We start from the raw sequence: 14,838 nt of genomic DNA on the forward strand, positions 1-14,838 counted from the left end.
AAAGCACTATACACTCCTCATTTTTATGCCTTAAGTGCCTTGGAGTGTTATGTTTTTAATTGCCCAATCATTGGTTGCCGTCGCGACTTTACTCGACTTAGCTTCATTTCAGTTTAAGTCCCGACGCATTATCTTATGTTGTTTATTTACCTCTGTGTTATTAACCTCAGTCCACTTTTTTATTTTGGGTTATAACAGTGCCGGCTGCTTAATGCTTATTGCCGCGTTACGTTATTTTTACTGCATATACTTTAAGCATACTTGGGCCATGTTTGGATTTATGGCAGTGAGTTGTTTAGCCGTTTATTTAACATGGCAAGATTGGTTTAGTGGCTTTGCGCTAGTGGCGACATTAATACAAACCATTGCTTCATTTCAAAATAGAGACTTGCACTTGAGGTTATGTATGGTGGTGGGAACCTCTTTTTGGATAACGCATAATATTTTTGCTGGCTCCCCTGTGGCAATAATTATGGAAAGCCTATTTTTAAGTAGTAACTTATTTGGTTTATATCGATTTTATATTAGTAAAAGTCTTGCCGAACCTCAAGTAGGAACGTAAAATGCAGCAATGTAAACTTATTAAAAGAACTGTTTGGCAATTTCTTTTAATAAAAAGGTTTCTCGAATAATCGACAATCCTTGTTTATCGCTATTAGCTAATGTGCGTTCGTTGTGAGCTATCGCCTCAAAAATATTTACCCATTTAGCTTGCATACCATTTTGTTGCTCATAGTGCTCAAGCTGTGCTTGGCCGAGTTGTTCGTTAATTTCGCATACATAACAGTATGACTTTATATGAATAATATCAAAGTCATCTTTGTACCAAGGACGATATTCTTCATAGAGGCCAAACTCACTGCAGATTTTTATATTTTGCGCGCCAGTTTCTTCATTAAGCTCTCTGATAAGTCCTTGTTCAATGCTTTCGTGTAAGTCTACGCCACCACCGGGTAAACTAAAATCGTCATAGCGCTGAGTGTACATTAATAAAATGTACTGCTGTTTAAATACAATTGCGCGAGCAGTAGGGCGAGTAAACTGACGACCTTGAGTAATATTAATAGTGGGGTGAATAGTGGTTTTTAATAGGCGCATAACGACTCCAGCAATAAAGGTAAATTATATCAGTTGGTTGTATTAATTACTTCATTGTTAAAAAGTAATTAGCTGAAAAGATTGTTAATTTAAGCGTTTATACATATATCTGTAGTTATAATGGCGAACTATTAAAAAATAAAATGTCATTGTTTTAGTCCTGCTCTGAATACCTTTCATTTGTTTAAAGGGGTGAGTAGAATAATAAAAAAGCATAGGGATTAATCATGTTAAATATACTTTTAGTTGATGACGACATCGAATTTAGTGATGTTATTTGTCATATTGTTGAGTTTCTTGGGCATAATATTCAAACTGCAACCAGTTTAGAAGAAGCGCATCAGTGGTTTGAGAATAATTCCTTTGATCATGTATTACTGGATTTCATGTTACCCGATGGTAGCGGCTTGCATTTATTAGATCATTTAAAAATGATTGGTCAATCTCCTAAAGTCACTCTTATTTCAGGGCACCCATCGGTTAAGGGGATTTTAGCCGATATGTGTGAGCCCAATGTAACGCATTTATTAAAGCCGCTGCAGCGAGAAGATTTAGAACTGGTTTTAAATGGTCCTAAAAAAACTGTTAAAAAAGCTAAGAAAAACGCTATCACCCATCATTTTGATACCTTAATTGGTGAATCTGAGGCAATGCAAAAGCTCTATACTATGATAGAGCGCGTAGCTAAAACCAATGCTAACGTTATGCTTATGGGTGAAAGCGGAGCAGGTAAAGAGGTGGTAGCGCAAGCTATTCATAATGCCAGTCAATGCGAAGGACCTTTAGTTGCTAGCAACTGTGGCGCCCTTTCAAAAGAGCTTATTGGCAGTGAATTATTTGGTCACGAAAAAGGCGCATTTACCGGTGCCATTGCCCGTAAAGAGGGCGTGTTTGAACAAGCCGATGGCGGAACGTTATTTCTTGATGAAGTCACTGAAATGCCGATTGATATGCAGCCTAATTTACTGCGTGTACTTGAAACTAAAAAAGTAACACGGGTTGGCGGTAATCGTGAGTTACCAGTAAATTGCCGTGTTATTTCAGCGACTAATCGCTCCCTTACCGATTTAGCGCAGAATAATATTTTACGTGAAGATATTTACTTTAGGCTCGCTGTTTTTCCAATTGATATACCGCCACTACGAGAGCGAAAAGAAGATATTCCATTACTCTCAAAAGCATTTTTAGAGCAGTTGAACGATGAAAATGGTACAGCGTTTGCTTGGGCTAACGAGCAACTTAAAGAGCTGCAAACGTACGACTGGCCAGGTAATGTACGTGAACTTCGTCATGCAATTCATCGCGCTTTTATTATGAGCGATCCACAAACAAGCGATGTGGCACTGCCTGATAACCTAGAGTCACCTTTTTCACGAGTAAATAATCAAGCTCAGGAAAATCAGGTTTCTGCAGGACAAACCATTGAAGAAGTTGAAAAAGAGCTTATTCATGCAACACTCGATAAAGTACAAGGTAATAAAACATTGGCTGCACAAATGTTAGGTATAAGTACTAAAACGCTTTATAACCGCCTTAACGCATATGGTGGCATTGGCGAATATAAATAAAATAACATGAGGATAGTATGGCATTAACTAAACAAATAAAGCCTTTAAACGAATTAGTACATGATGCGCGGGCACCGTTAAATCGTATTTCAATGAATGCTGAGCTTATCAAGCTAGTACTTGAAAACGATATGCCCGTCGAAAAAGCACTCGCCGCACTCGATAAAATAATTGTTAATTGCCAAGCATGTAGTGACAGTTTACAGCTTATTTCAGACTCAAAATAATAAAAACCAGGACGATAAATGATTAAACGCAAACAGCAAGGCAAAGCAAATGTAGTATGGGCGTTATTTATCTCCATAATACTATGCATTATTGTAGGTAATGCATTTTTAGCGGTTAATACCATACAAGGCTTAACGCGTACTCAGCAAAGTTTAGATAACACTAATATGTTAAGCACGGCGATAGAGCAATTGCACCTTTCGGTAGTGCAAGCTGAGTCGGGGCAGCGTGGGTATTTATTAACTCAAACGGATGATTATTTAGTGCCTTACTACGATGCTATCGCACAAATAAAGTCTCAAACGAACCATGTGAGCGCCTTACATTCTGAAATTGACGGGCAGGCTGAGCGTATTGCACAGCTGTTACTCTTGGTTGAAGCTAAAATAGCTGAGCTTAAAAAAACGGTTAAATTAGCATTACATGATAAAGAGCAGCGCGCCTTACTAATACTTAATTCACATGAAGGACGCGACTTATATAGAGAAATTCGTGAGCGAGTTAATGATATTCAAGAGCGCGAACTACTGTTTAAAGTCAGTCACTTTTCGAAATTAGCGCAAATTAAAAAAGAAGCAAAGATCACTTTTGGTATTACTGCAGTTACCAGCGCATTATTGATTTTGGGTATGTTTTTATTGGCGAGGCTGAATTTAAAAAATGCGGCCGTGTATCGCGCCGAGCTGGAAATGCAAAATGAAACCTTAGCGAGTAAAGTAACTGAACGTACCCAAGAGCTTACCTTGTATTCTGATGAATTAAGTCGCAGTAACCGAGAGTTAGAAGAGTTTGCCTTTGTTGCCAGCCATGACTTGCAAGAGCCGCTAAGAAAAATCCAAGCATTTAGTGATCGGCTTGAAAGCATGTTTAAAGACGAGTTGGGCGAAAAAGGCGCAGATTACATTGCCCGCATGAAAAATGCCGCACAAAGGATGTCTAATTTAATTAATGATTTATTAGAGTTCTCTCGAGTAACAACTCGAGGTAAAGATTTTACCGACACCAATCTAAATAGCATACTTAATGATATTTTAAGCGATTTAGAAATAGCCATTAATGAGTCTAATGCGCAAGTGATAACGGTTGATATGCCAATCATTCAGGCTGATCCGAGTCAAATGCATCAGCTGTTTTTAAACTTAATTTCAAATGCAGTGAAGTTTAGAGCGCCTAACGTAAACCCTGTTATTGATATTAGCTTTGAACGAATTAGCGAGTTTAGTGAAGACCATAATAGTAAAGTAAGTTGGCATGTCATTACCGTAAAAGATAATGGTATCGGCTTCTCTGATGAGTACGCGGATAAAATATTTGTGCCATTTCAGCGTTTACATGGCCGTTCAGAATATAAAGGAACCGGCATTGGATTATCTGTGTGTCGCAGAATTGTAGAGCGACATGGCGGAACTATTACAGCAATAAGCACCCCTAACGAAGGCGCAACCTTCATTATTAAACTACCTGTGGATGCAGAGTTATTCACATTACAAGGAGAGGCATAATATGCCATTAACAAACGTAAAACCCATTACCATTTTAATGGCAGACGATGATGAAGATGATCGTTTATTAACCCAAGATGCGCTTGCTGAAAGCCGCGTTTTAAATGAATTACATTTTGTTGAAGACGGTGTTGAACTTTTAGAGTACCTAGAGCGCAAAGGCAAGTTTGTAGATAAAAGCATCTCGCCAAGACCAGGCTTAATTTTACTTGATTTAAACATGCCGAGAATGGATGGTCGTGAAGCGCTTGAAGCTATTAAGGCAAATCCAAACCTAAAGGGCATCCCAGTGGTTATTTTAACTACTTCTAAGCAAGAAGAAGACATGGTTAAAGGTTATAACCTAGGCGCTGCGTCTTACATAACTAAGCCGGTTACGTTTGACGGGTTAGTTGAGTTGATGAAAACGCTGGGTAAATACTGGGTTGAGTTTGTAGAGCTACCAAGCACGTTTAACGATTAAGCATATTATTAAAACAGGAGACGCTATGTTAGCAAAGGCAACGAAACTGCTATTAGTTGAAGACGATGAAGATGATTATATTTTAACTCGTGACTATTTAGAGCAGCTCAGTTCCCATGTGTTTGACATAGACTGGATAAGCTCTCCTGAGCAGGCAATACATGTACTAAGTAAAAATGAGCATGATATTTGCCTGCTTGACTATCGCTTAGGTGCCTCAGATGGCTTAAGTGTTTTAAAGCAAGCGATTAAGAATGGCTTTTGTGGGCCTATTATCATGTTAACGGGGCAATCTAACGATGCGCTAGATTCGGCTGCGCTTGATGCTGGTGCGGTTGATTACTTAGTTAAAAGTGAAATGAGTGGTAGCCGGTTTGCCCGTTCTATTCGTTATGCTCTAGCACGCCGCGATGTAGAAGATGAGCGGGTGGAGCGTTTAAAAGCGGAGGCTGAAAACCGTTCAAAAGACCGCTTTTTAGCGCATTTAAGCCACGAACTGCGAACTCCCTTGTCGTCTATTTTAGGCTATACCGAACTACTTATGCTCAGTGATTTTAGCAAGCAAGCTGAAAATGAGTTGGGCGTTATTTATCGTAATGGCAAACACTTATTGAGCTTACTGAATGATGTTTTAGATTTATCTAAAATTGCAGTCGATAAGCTTGAGCTAAGCTTGGGGGATGTTAATCTTGATAGCCTAATGGCCGACGTGTTTACGTTAATGCGTGTATCAGCCCTTGATAAAGGCTTATCATTAAAATTTGAATCACTGGAGCCTTTGCCATTAGTTATTCGTGTAGACGCTACTCGGGTACGACAAATTCTCATTAACCTGATAAATAATGCGATAAAATTTACCGAGCAAGGCGAAATTATCGTTAACGCATGGACAGAGACGGTGGCTGAACGTGAAATGCTCTTTTTTAGCATTAAAGATTCAGGCTTGGGTATTGCTCCAGAAAAACAAGCACTCATCTTTAAGCCTTTTGAGCAAATTGCCGATGTAGAGTCGCGCTCAGTAGGTGGTGCGGGCTTGGGATTAGCTATTTGTTCTGAGCTACTTAGTCGAATGCAGGGTACTATTTCATTAGATTCTTATGTAGGTGAGGGCTCAACGTTTACCATTTCCTTATACCCTGGTGATATCAGACAGGTAGAGCGCAATTTATTAAAACTTGATTTAACCCCCAACATGCAGCAAAAAGTAGCGCCATGCGAAGTAAGTGGCAAAGTGTTGGTGGTGGATGACTTACGCGATTTACGCGTGTTAGTTGGCCATTTAATTGGCTCAGCGGGTGCAGATGTAGATTATGCTGATAATGGCAAACAAGCGCTTGATAAGGTTAAAAAGCAACTCGTAGAGGGGAGCGCCGCTTACGATATTATATTTTTAGATATTCATATGCCGGTGATGGGCGGAAAAGAAGCAGCCATTGAACTTAGAAAGTTAGGATTTAAAGGGGCGATTATTGCTTTAACCGCGGCCACCATGAAAGGTATTCATAACGAACTAACCGCGCTAGGGTTTGACGATATGATTGCCAAACCTGTGGATTCAAACTTACTGTACCAATGCTTAGAGTCAGTGCTGGGGAAAAAAACACAACGTGTTTCATCGATACAGCCAACGCCAAAACATAATACTAATATAAAGCGTTTTTTATTAGTGGAAGACGATGCTGATGCTGGACAAATTACTCAGTTATTATTAGAAAGTTTGGATGTAGACACGGATATAGCAACAAGTGTCAAAGACTGTAAGGCGACGCTTGAGCATAACAGTAATTACGACAAAGTATTACTCGATATGCATTTACCCGATGGTTCAGGTTTAGAGCTTGCTGGCTTTATTAAAGAACACTATCCTGATATTCAACGAGTTATTATTAGTGGAATGGAGCCTGATGCCGTACACATTAGGCAGCTAGAAATAGAGCAAGTTTTGCTTAAACCAATAAACTTGGCGTTATTAAGTAAACTTGTTTAACGCCACTATTTGCCAATTTATATAATAATTAGCTAGGTAATATTAACGACTGATTGGCGTATGACTAATTCGGGCTGAAATAAAGTTTGAATAGGCTGTACGCTTTTTTGATATACATGGCTCAGTACCCACTGTGCAGCTACTTTTCCCATTTCATCTATTGGGTAATTAATAGTGCTTAAAGGGGGGTATACATGGCGGGTAAAGAACACGTTATCGTAGCCTATTATTGAAAGTTGTGCGGGTAGTTCAATGCCATGCTCTCTGGCACTGACCATTGCACCCGTTGCCATTTCGTCATTGGCGCACACTAAGGCGGTAATGGCGGGATTTTTTTTATAAAGAGCAGTAAATCCTTCGTAGCCGCTGTCCTCTATAAAGTCACCTTCATACAAACTGTTTTCATCAAACTCAATGTCGTGTTCAGCAAGTGCTTGTTTATGTCCGTTTAAACGCTCTTGAGCGTCTTTTTTCCATAAAGGACCGCTAATGTAAGCAATGTTTTTGTGACCAGACTCAAGAATGTATTTAGTCGCTAAATAGCCCCCTTTAATATTATCAAGAATAATACAGCGATCGGCGAGCTCAGGAATATGGCGATTGAGTAAAACAAATGGTGTTTTACCTTTGCTCAGCTTTATTAAATATTCATCGCTAACCGCTTCAACATGCAAAATAAGTGCATCGCAATTACGGCTAATTAAAAACTCTATGCCTTGTTGTTCTCGCTCTGCGTCACTGTGCCCTGCGGTAATAATAACGTGTTTACCTTGTTTTCTGAGGGTGTTTTCTATGCCGCTCATCATAGGGCCATAAAAAGGACCTTTTAACTCAGAAACCAATAAGCCAGCACTATTAGAGCAATTAGAGGCCAGTGATTGCGCAATAGAATTTGGGCGGTAGCCTAATTCTTCCATCGCTAAAGTCACTTTTTTTCTGGTTGCATCACTTACGTTTGCATTGTTGTTCATTACTCTTGAAACAGTGGCAAGTGATACCCCTGCAAGCTTTGACACCTCATAAATGGTGGCCATACTATTCCTTGTTACAAATTACTTTTTTGTGTTAAATCGGCGGTGATTTTTTTTATGGTTTTGTTATCTAAGTTGTATTTAGTCATTATTAAAGCCACAAGTATACTGCCAATAGCAGGGTAGAGTGTAAATGAGGTTAAAATACCGCTTTTAGTTGCTTCGCTTAATTCTACATTGGCTTGATACTGATAATACGCAAGTAACCAACCCGCTATAGCGCCGCCTAATGCGAGCCCCAATTTGATAAAAAATACCACGCTTGCATAAACCATACCTGTGAGTCGTTGACCATTTTGCCAAACTCCGTAGTCAATAGCATCTGCCATTTTTGCCCACAATAAAGGTGTCGCCATTTGAGTGAAAAAGCACCATAAAAAATACATTAAAAAGGCGAGTAAAACTTGCTCATTAGGGACAAAAAAAGCAAAACAGCTCAATATGGCAGAAATATATTGCAGATAAATATAAGCCGTTTTTTTATCTAAGCGTTTACTTAAAGGTTGCGCACACGCACAGCCTATAATATTACCGACCATACCTAAAGTCACAAATTCGGTGATTAAATCTTCTTTTCCAAGAACATACTTTACATAGTAAATAGCTAATGTCGTGCGCAGCACCATACTGGTCAATAATATCAGTGCTGCCATACACAATATTTTAAACGGCTGATTTTGCCATAAAACGTGAAGTTGTGTTTTTAAAGATAATTTATGTGGTGGATTGATCACCCGCTCTTTGGTGTAACGAAAACAAATTAGAAATAACACTACACCAAGGCAACTCATAACCAGCATGGTGAGTTGATAGCCCAACTCGTTATTACCCTCCCCAAACCACTTTACTAAAGGTAAAGTGCAGCTCGTAACCAATAACCCCCCCAGCATGCCAAACACAAATCGATATGATTGAATAGAAACCCGTTCGTTAGGATTGCTACTGAGTACGCCGCCAAGTGCCGAATAAGGAATGTTAATTGCGGTATAAACCAACATTAGCAAGGTGTAGGTAACGAACGCGTAAATAATTTTGTTGCCGTCATCCATCGCGGGGGTAGTAAAGGTAATCACGCTTATAACAGCAAAGGGGATGGCAAGCCAAAGTAGGTACGGTCGGTAGCTACCGTATTTTGTATGAGTGGCATCGGTCAGGGCGCCCATTATTGGGTCTGTAACTGCATCAATGACTCTGACGACTAAAAAAAGGGTACCAACAACAGCAGGCGAAATACCAAAAATGTCGGTGTAAAAAAAGGTTAAAAATAGCATTACGGTTTGAAAAATAATATTACTTGCCGTGTCACCTAGGCCATAAGCTATTTTTTCTTTTTTACTCAGCATAAAAGCCACTCATTATTATTTTTGGCGCTGTTTAAGAAAATCACGATACGCAATTGCGCTTTGTTTTAAGGTGCGTTGTTGAGTTTGGTAATCAACATAGACTAGCCCAAAGCGTTTTTCATAGCCATAGGCCCATTCAAAATTATCCATTAAACTCCATGCAAAGTAGCCTTGCACATTAACGCCTTGCTCAACGGCATTATGAACGGCATTAAGGTGTGTATGGTAGTAATTGATACGATGTATGTCATCTACTTTTCCATCTATTAATACATCGGCCATCGCTGCACCGTTCTCAGTTATATATACTTTGGGTAGCGTGTAACGATCATTTAATGCAAGTAGGAGTTCACACAATCCCTGTGGGTATATTTCCCAGCCCATATCAGTGGTGGCAATATTTTCTAAAGGAGCTTCGCTAAACCAATGATCTGGCGTATTTTTGTAATGGATACGAGTATAGTAATTAACCCCTAAAAAATCGATTTTTTGGCTAATAATTGCCATGTCGCCATTTGCAACATCAGGTTTTGCATCATTTGCAAGCTCCTTAATCACTTCAGGGTAGCGGCCTTCCAGCACTGCTTGAATATACCATTGGTTATGATAGTCATCAGCTAATTTAGCAGCGCGTTCATCGTCAGGAGTAAATGGATAGGCAGGGCTAAAATTAAGCACAATACCGGCCTCTATCTTAGGGCAGTTTTTGCGTATCACTTGCATCGCAAGTCCATGGGCGAGTAATAAGTGGTGCGCCGCTTGGCGTCCTGCTTTTTGACTTTTTATGCCTGGTGCATGTACCCCTATTTCATAGCCTAGGTAGGCACTACAAAACGGTTCGTTTAAGGTCGCATAAGAATCCACTAAGCCCTCTAGTTGCTGAGTTACTATATGAGCGTAATGAGCAAATTGATACGCGGTATCGCGATTTAGCCAACCACCGTTGTCTTCTAAATGTTGTGGCAAATCCCAGTGATATAAAGTGACATAAGTTTTAATATTGCGTGCTTTAAGAGCTTGTAGTAATGACTTATAGAACGCCATGCCCTGAATGTTTAAACTTCCATCTTGGTGTAAAACGCGGGGCCAAGAAATAGAAAGTCGATAGGCATCAACGGCTAAATCGGCAATCATTTGAACGTCTTGTTGCCAATATTTTACATGCTCACAGGCGTGATTGCCGTTACTGTTATCTGCAATGGTGTTTGGTTTGCTACAAAAAGTATCCCAAATACATGGTAGGCGCGTGTTGTGGCTTCCCTCTATTTGAAAAGAGGCCGTGGCAACACCAAAAATAAACGGCGATTTTAAAAGGGCTGACGTGCCTGGCAAAGAAATTGTTTTAAACACAATGAGATACGTCCTTAAGCTTGCAATAATAATGCGCTTTACCGTAATTAGCTAAGCAATAGAAATTGTATAATACAGCAATGTAAGCGCTTACAATATTATTTGTAAATAAATTGATAAATTTTCTCTGTATGCTATAAATGTAAGCGCTTACATTTGGTGTTGCAACTATTATCTGCTTTTTAAGTTTTACTAAACGCAATTAAATAGAGGTAACAATCTGATAATTATAAATAATTAGAGATTATACTATGGCACATATCACACAGCCACTACCGGCAGCAGAAAACAGCCAAAAACCAGGGTCTACACACACCTTTGCGTTAACATCGCTTACGACCTTGTTTTTTATGTGGGGTTTTCTTACCTGCCTGAACGATATTTTAATTCCGTATTTAAAGGGAATGTTCTCCCTTAATTACACCCAAGCAATGTTGGTACAATTTTGTTTTTTTGGTGCCTACTTTGTTATGTCAATTCCTGCAGGAAAACTCGTTAGTAAAATAGGTTACCAATTTGGTATTGTTATTGGTTTGGTTGTTGCTTCGATAGGGTGTGCATTATTTTACCCCGCTGCAGAGGCACATGTTTACGAACTATTTTTACTTGCTTTATTTGTGCTTGCTTCAGGGATCACTATTTTACAAGTCTCTGCTAACCCTTATGTAAGCGTATTAGGGCCTGCAAAAACAGCGTCTTCGCGTTTAACCATGACCCAAGCTTTTAACTCTTTAGGAACAACGGTTGCGCCATTATTTGGTAGTTGGTTGATTTTGTCTGAAATTAGTCAAGCTACAGCCGAAGAAGTTAAGTTCCCTTACTTAATGCTCAGTGCAAGTTTACTAACACTGGCTATTATTTTTGCTTTTTTGAAGTTACCTAAACTCGGTAAAGCGATTGATAGTGAAGCTGAAAATCAAGGTGACACTGAGTTTGTTGACTTAGGCAGTGTTTGGAAATATCGCCATCTTATTTTGGGCGCTATTGGTATTTTTGTTTATGTAGGTGCTGAAGTTGCGATTGGTAGCTTTTTAGTTGGCTTTTTAACCCTTGACCATATTGCAGGTTTACCTGAGCAACAAGCTGCACATTATATTAGCTATTATTTTGCAGGTGCAATGATAGGGCGATTTGCTGGCGCTGCGATTATGCAAAAATTAAATGCAGCCAAGGTGTTAGCTTGTCATGGTATTTTGGCCGGTGTGTTAGTGTTAATTGCAATGACAGGTCAAGGGTCACTCGCTATGTGGGCTATTTTATTGGTTGGTCTGTGTAACTCTATTATGTTCCCTACTATTTTTAGTTTAGCGCTTCAAGGCTTGGGTAAATACACCTCACAGGGGTCGGGTATTTTATGCTTAGCGATTGTAGGTGGAGCTATTATTCCATTACTACAAGGTATGCTGGCTGACAATATCGGTGTGCAGTTAGCGCTTATACTGCCTATTGGCTGCTATTTATATATTACTTACTTCGCGCTGTTTGGTGCAAAAAAAACAACGTCAACTCGTCTTTAAGTTTTAGGTGAATGCTATGATTATTAAACGAACTTTTTCAGTCACTGCACTGATGCTAGCAGCAATAACCAGCAGCGGTTGTTCGCAACCCTCTAACAGTGCTAGCGATGCGACAAGTCAAAAAGAAATTTGGCCAACAATAGAAACCGGTATTAAAAGCGATGCTCAAATGGAGCAAAAAATCGCAGATATGCTAAAGACCATGACACTAGAGCAAAAAATAGCGCAAATGATCCAACCTGAAATTCGTCACATTACGGTTGAAGATATGCGTAAATATGGCTTTGGCTCCTATTTAAATGGCGGTGGCTCGTTTCCAAATAACAATAAACATGCAACCCCCGAAGACTGGGTTGATTTAGCTGAAAAGATGTATCAAGCGTCTATTGATGATTCCCTCGATGGCAGCACGATCCCTACAATGTGGGGCACTGATGCGGTACATGGACACAACAATGTGATTGGTGCGACTTTATTTCCGCATAATATTGGTTTAGGGGCGGCGAACAACCCTGAACTTATTGAAAAAATTGCCGCAGCAACGGCGCGTGAAGTTATGGTTACCGGTATTGACTGGGTATTTGCACCTACGGTTGCCGTAGTGCGAGATGATCGTTGGGGTCGCACTTACGAGGGCTACTCTGAAGACCCTGAAATAGTAAAAGCGTATTCAGCCTCAATTGTTAAAGGCTTACAAGGCGCTGTTGATGAAGACTTTTTGTCAGATACGCGGGTAGTTAGTACGGTTAAGCATTTTTTAGGTGATGGCGGTACTGTGAATGGCGATGATCAAGGTAATAATATCGCCTCTGAAGAAGAATTATTTGCGCTTCATGCTCAAGGTTATGTTGGTGGTTTGGGTGCAGGTGCACAAACGGTAATGGCCTCGTTTAATAGCTGGCATGGTGAAAAAATTCACGGCAGTAAATATTTACTGACCGATGTGCTTAAAGATAAAATGGGTTTTGATGGCTTTGTTGTCGGTGACTGGAATGGCCACGGGCAGGTTAAAGGCTGTTCTAATAGTAACTGTGCTCAAGCGGCTAATGCGGGCTTAGACGTATACATGGCACCGGATGAGTGGAAACCATTATTTAGCAACTTGGTTAACCAAGCTAATAGCGGTGAAATCCCACTCAGTAGAATTAATGATGCAGTAACGCGTATTTTACGCGTTAAAATGCGTGCAGGGTTATTTGATAAACCAAGCCCTGCGAAGCGCCCCCTGTCTGGAAAAACTGAAATTATTGGTAGTAGCGATCACCGTGCAGTGGCTAAACAGGCTGTACGCGAGTCTTTAGTATTACTTAAAAATAAGCAGCAGTTACTGCCATTATCACGTAAAATCAACGTATTAGTCGCAGGCATAGGGGCTGATAACATAGGTATGCAGTCGGGTGGTTGGAGCGTTACGTGGCAAGGTACAGGTAATAAAAACAGTGATTTTCCTGGTGGCAGCTCTATTTATGCAGGTATTAAAGATACTGTAGAGCAAGCTGGTGGCAGTGCAGCGCTGAGCGTTGAAGGGGAATATACTGCACGCCCTGATGTTGCCATTGTGGTGTTTGGTGAGCAACCATACGCAGAGGGTAATGGTGATGTTGATAACCTCGAATACCAGCGCGGTAATAAAAGCGACTTAGCGTTACTACGTAAGTTTAAAGATGCGGGAATTCCTGTTGTTTCATTATTTATAAGCGGTCGCCCTATGTGGGTTAATGCTGAGCTTAACGCCAGTGATGCGTTCGTTGCTATTTGGCTTCCAGGTAGTGAAGGCGATGCAATTAGCGATGTCTTGTTTAAAAATACAGACGGTTCAATTAATCATGACTTTAAAGGCAAGCTATCTTTTTCATGGCCTAATAATCCAATTGATAATGAAAACCGTAACGACGAAGCTTACAGCCCATTACTTCCTTATGGTTTTGGTTTAACTTACAACGATAGTAATGTCTTAAAAGATAACTTGGTGGAGCAAACTCAACAGGCTGAAAAACTGGATGATTTAGTATTGTTTGAGCGTGCAATTAAAGCTCCGTGGTCACTGGTTTTAAAAAGTGGTGAGCAACAAAAAACGGTGGCGAGCAGTCGCGAGTCATTAGGTGCGGTGAGCATCCAAACATTTGATAAAGAGGTGCAAGAAGATGCACGCGCTATTCGTTTTAATGGCCAAGCACTGGCTGGCGTTAATTTAGCCGCTGCGTTTCCATCTGACTTACGTTCATACGTTGAAAACAATGGTCAGCTGCAAATACAAATTAAAGTAGATAAAGCCGCGGCTAGTCCGTTATGGGTTGGTATGGGGTGTGGTGAGAGTTGTCAGGGTAAGTTTGATATTACTGATAACCTTGAGCAATCAGGTCAATGGCAAACATTAAACATCAACTTAAGTTGTTTTGCAGAGCAAGGTGTTGACTTAGCACAAGTGTTCACCCCTTGGCAGTTAAGCACGCAAGGTGATTGGCATGTATCTATTGCTAAGCTGGCTATTACAGCAAATGCTGTCGAGCAAAGTAGTGTTACTTGTAAGTAGTCAATAACCTATTAACAAACATCAATAAGCAGGTACTAAATGTACCTGCTTATTGCTTTAAAACCGCGTATACAAAAACCTACCAAATTAGTCCCTTCTTACTTTTATTCCATTCTATGTGATTGATTATATTCAGCTCAATAGTTATCATAAAAACATAATAAACTGCATTCGCTTTTGCGTTAATAATTTGAGAGTATGCCAAAATATTAAATGCG

The 14,838-nt window shown here is 39.9% G+C and carries 12 protein-coding genes; 8 read left to right on the forward strand and 4 right to left on the reverse strand.

The features are described 5' to 3' along the window. Positions 1-49 precede the first annotated feature (49 nt). Positions 50-562, forward strand: a complete 513-nt coding sequence (locus tag PISS_RS03485) for a YgjV family protein (RefSeq protein ID WP_058154237.1) — start codon at positions 50-52, stop codon at positions 560-562. Between the two features lie 20 nt (positions 563-582). Here the strand turns inward: PISS_RS03485 and PISS_RS03490 are convergent, their stop codons facing one another. Then, positions 583-1,098 (reverse strand): NUDIX hydrolase, encoded by a 516-nt coding sequence (locus PISS_RS03490; RefSeq protein ID WP_013464184.1) that lies wholly within the window; start codon positions 1,096-1,098, stop codon positions 583-585. Positions 1,099-1,325: 227 nt separating this feature from the next. Between PISS_RS03490 and PISS_RS03495 the strand changes: the two genes are divergently transcribed. The 5 genes from PISS_RS03495 to PISS_RS03515 are packed head-to-tail and all read left to right on the forward strand — an operon-like array spanning position 1,326 to position 6,846. After that, a complete protein-coding gene (locus PISS_RS03495) occupies positions 1,326-2,666 on the forward strand; it encodes a sigma-54-dependent transcriptional regulator (protein ID WP_016900152.1) in 1,341 nt (446 codons plus the stop codon). A 17-nt stretch (positions 2,667-2,683) separates the two neighbouring features. Next, the gene (locus PISS_RS03500) at positions 2,684-2,893 is read left to right on the forward strand and encodes a hypothetical protein (protein WP_024601538.1); all 210 of its coding nucleotides are present in this window, start codon (positions 2,684-2,686) and stop codon (positions 2,891-2,893) included. Positions 2,894-2,911: 18 nt separating this feature from the next. Then, on the forward strand, positions 2,912-4,396 hold the full coding sequence (locus PISS_RS03505) for a sensor histidine kinase (protein WP_013464186.1): 1,485 nt from the start codon (positions 2,912-2,914) through the stop codon (positions 4,394-4,396). Position 4,397: 1 nt separating this feature from the next. Then, positions 4,398-4,859 (forward strand): response regulator, encoded by a 462-nt coding sequence (locus PISS_RS03510; RefSeq protein ID WP_010390893.1) that lies wholly within the window; start codon positions 4,398-4,400, stop codon positions 4,857-4,859. A 25-nt stretch (positions 4,860-4,884) separates the two neighbouring features. Then, a complete protein-coding gene (locus tag PISS_RS03515; protein ID WP_058154238.1) occupies positions 4,885-6,846 on the forward strand; it encodes a response regulator in 1,962 nt (653 codons plus the stop codon). A gap of 32 nt (positions 6,847-6,878) precedes the next feature. On the opposite strand, the gene PISS_RS03520 is transcribed toward PISS_RS03515, so the two are convergent. From PISS_RS03520 to PISS_RS03530, 3 genes are read right to left on the reverse strand one after another with little or no spacing between them, the layout of a single operon-like run. Beyond that, complete coding sequence (locus PISS_RS03520; RefSeq protein ID WP_028834345.1) at positions 6,879-7,880, reverse strand: LacI family DNA-binding transcriptional regulator; 1,002 nt, start codon at positions 7,878-7,880, stop codon at positions 6,879-6,881. Between the two features lie 11 nt (positions 7,881-7,891). Next, the gene (locus PISS_RS03525; RefSeq protein ID WP_058154239.1) at positions 7,892-9,220 is read right to left on the reverse strand and encodes a glycoside-pentoside-hexuronide (GPH):cation symporter; all 1,329 of its coding nucleotides are present in this window, start codon (positions 9,218-9,220) and stop codon (positions 7,892-7,894) included. A 15-nt stretch (positions 9,221-9,235) separates the two neighbouring features. Next, positions 9,236-10,570 carry a GH1 family beta-glucosidase gene (locus PISS_RS03530; protein ID WP_058154240.1) on the reverse strand — a complete coding sequence of 445 codons (1,335 nt, stop codon included), beginning with the start codon at positions 10,568-10,570 and terminating at the stop codon, positions 9,236-9,238. Positions 10,571-10,821: 251 nt separating this feature from the next. Between PISS_RS03530 and PISS_RS03535 the strand changes: the two genes are divergently transcribed. Both PISS_RS03535 and PISS_RS03540 read left to right on the forward strand, forming a co-directional pair. Then, complete coding sequence (locus PISS_RS03535; protein WP_058154241.1) at positions 10,822-12,087, forward strand: sugar MFS transporter; 1,266 nt, start codon at positions 10,822-10,824, stop codon at positions 12,085-12,087. Positions 12,088-12,103: 16 nt separating this feature from the next. After that, the gene (locus PISS_RS03540) at positions 12,104-14,620 is read left to right on the forward strand and encodes a glycoside hydrolase family 3 protein (RefSeq protein WP_058154242.1); all 2,517 of its coding nucleotides are present in this window, start codon (positions 12,104-12,106) and stop codon (positions 14,618-14,620) included. Positions 14,621-14,838: the final 218 nt, after the last annotated feature.

This window comes from Pseudoalteromonas issachenkonii, assembly GCF_002310795.1.
GTDB lineage: Bacteria > Pseudomonadota > Gammaproteobacteria > Enterobacterales > Alteromonadaceae > Pseudoalteromonas > Pseudoalteromonas tetraodonis.

Excerpts from the sequence above, each read along its gene's own strand:
- PISS_RS03485 (WP_058154237.1), top strand. The coding sequence starts at position 50 with ATGTTTTTAATTGCCCAATCATTGGTTGCCGTCGCGACTTTACTCGAC.
- PISS_RS03490 (WP_013464184.1), bottom strand. The coding sequence starts at position 1,098 with ATGCGCCTATTAAAAACCACTATTCACCCCACTATTAATATTACTCAA.
- PISS_RS03495 (WP_016900152.1), top strand. The coding sequence starts at position 1,326 with ATGTTAAATATACTTTTAGTTGATGACGACATCGAATTTAGTGATGTT.
- PISS_RS03500 (WP_024601538.1), top strand. The coding sequence starts at position 2,684 with ATGGCATTAACTAAACAAATAAAGCCTTTAAACGAATTAGTACATGAT.
- PISS_RS03505 (WP_013464186.1), top strand. The coding sequence starts at position 2,912 with ATGATTAAACGCAAACAGCAAGGCAAAGCAAATGTAGTATGGGCGTTA.
- PISS_RS03510 (WP_010390893.1), top strand. The coding sequence starts at position 4,398 with ATGCCATTAACAAACGTAAAACCCATTACCATTTTAATGGCAGACGAT.
- PISS_RS03515 (WP_058154238.1), top strand. The coding sequence starts at position 4,885 with ATGTTAGCAAAGGCAACGAAACTGCTATTAGTTGAAGACGATGAAGAT.
- PISS_RS03520 (WP_028834345.1), bottom strand. The coding sequence starts at position 7,880 with ATGGCCACCATTTATGAGGTGTCAAAGCTTGCAGGGGTATCACTTGCC.
- PISS_RS03525 (WP_058154239.1), bottom strand. The coding sequence starts at position 9,220 with ATGCTGAGTAAAAAAGAAAAAATAGCTTATGGCCTAGGTGACACGGCA.
- PISS_RS03535 (WP_058154241.1), top strand. The coding sequence starts at position 10,822 with ATGGCACATATCACACAGCCACTACCGGCAGCAGAAAACAGCCAAAAA.
- PISS_RS03540 (WP_058154242.1), top strand. The coding sequence starts at position 12,104 with ATGATTATTAAACGAACTTTTTCAGTCACTGCACTGATGCTAGCAGCA.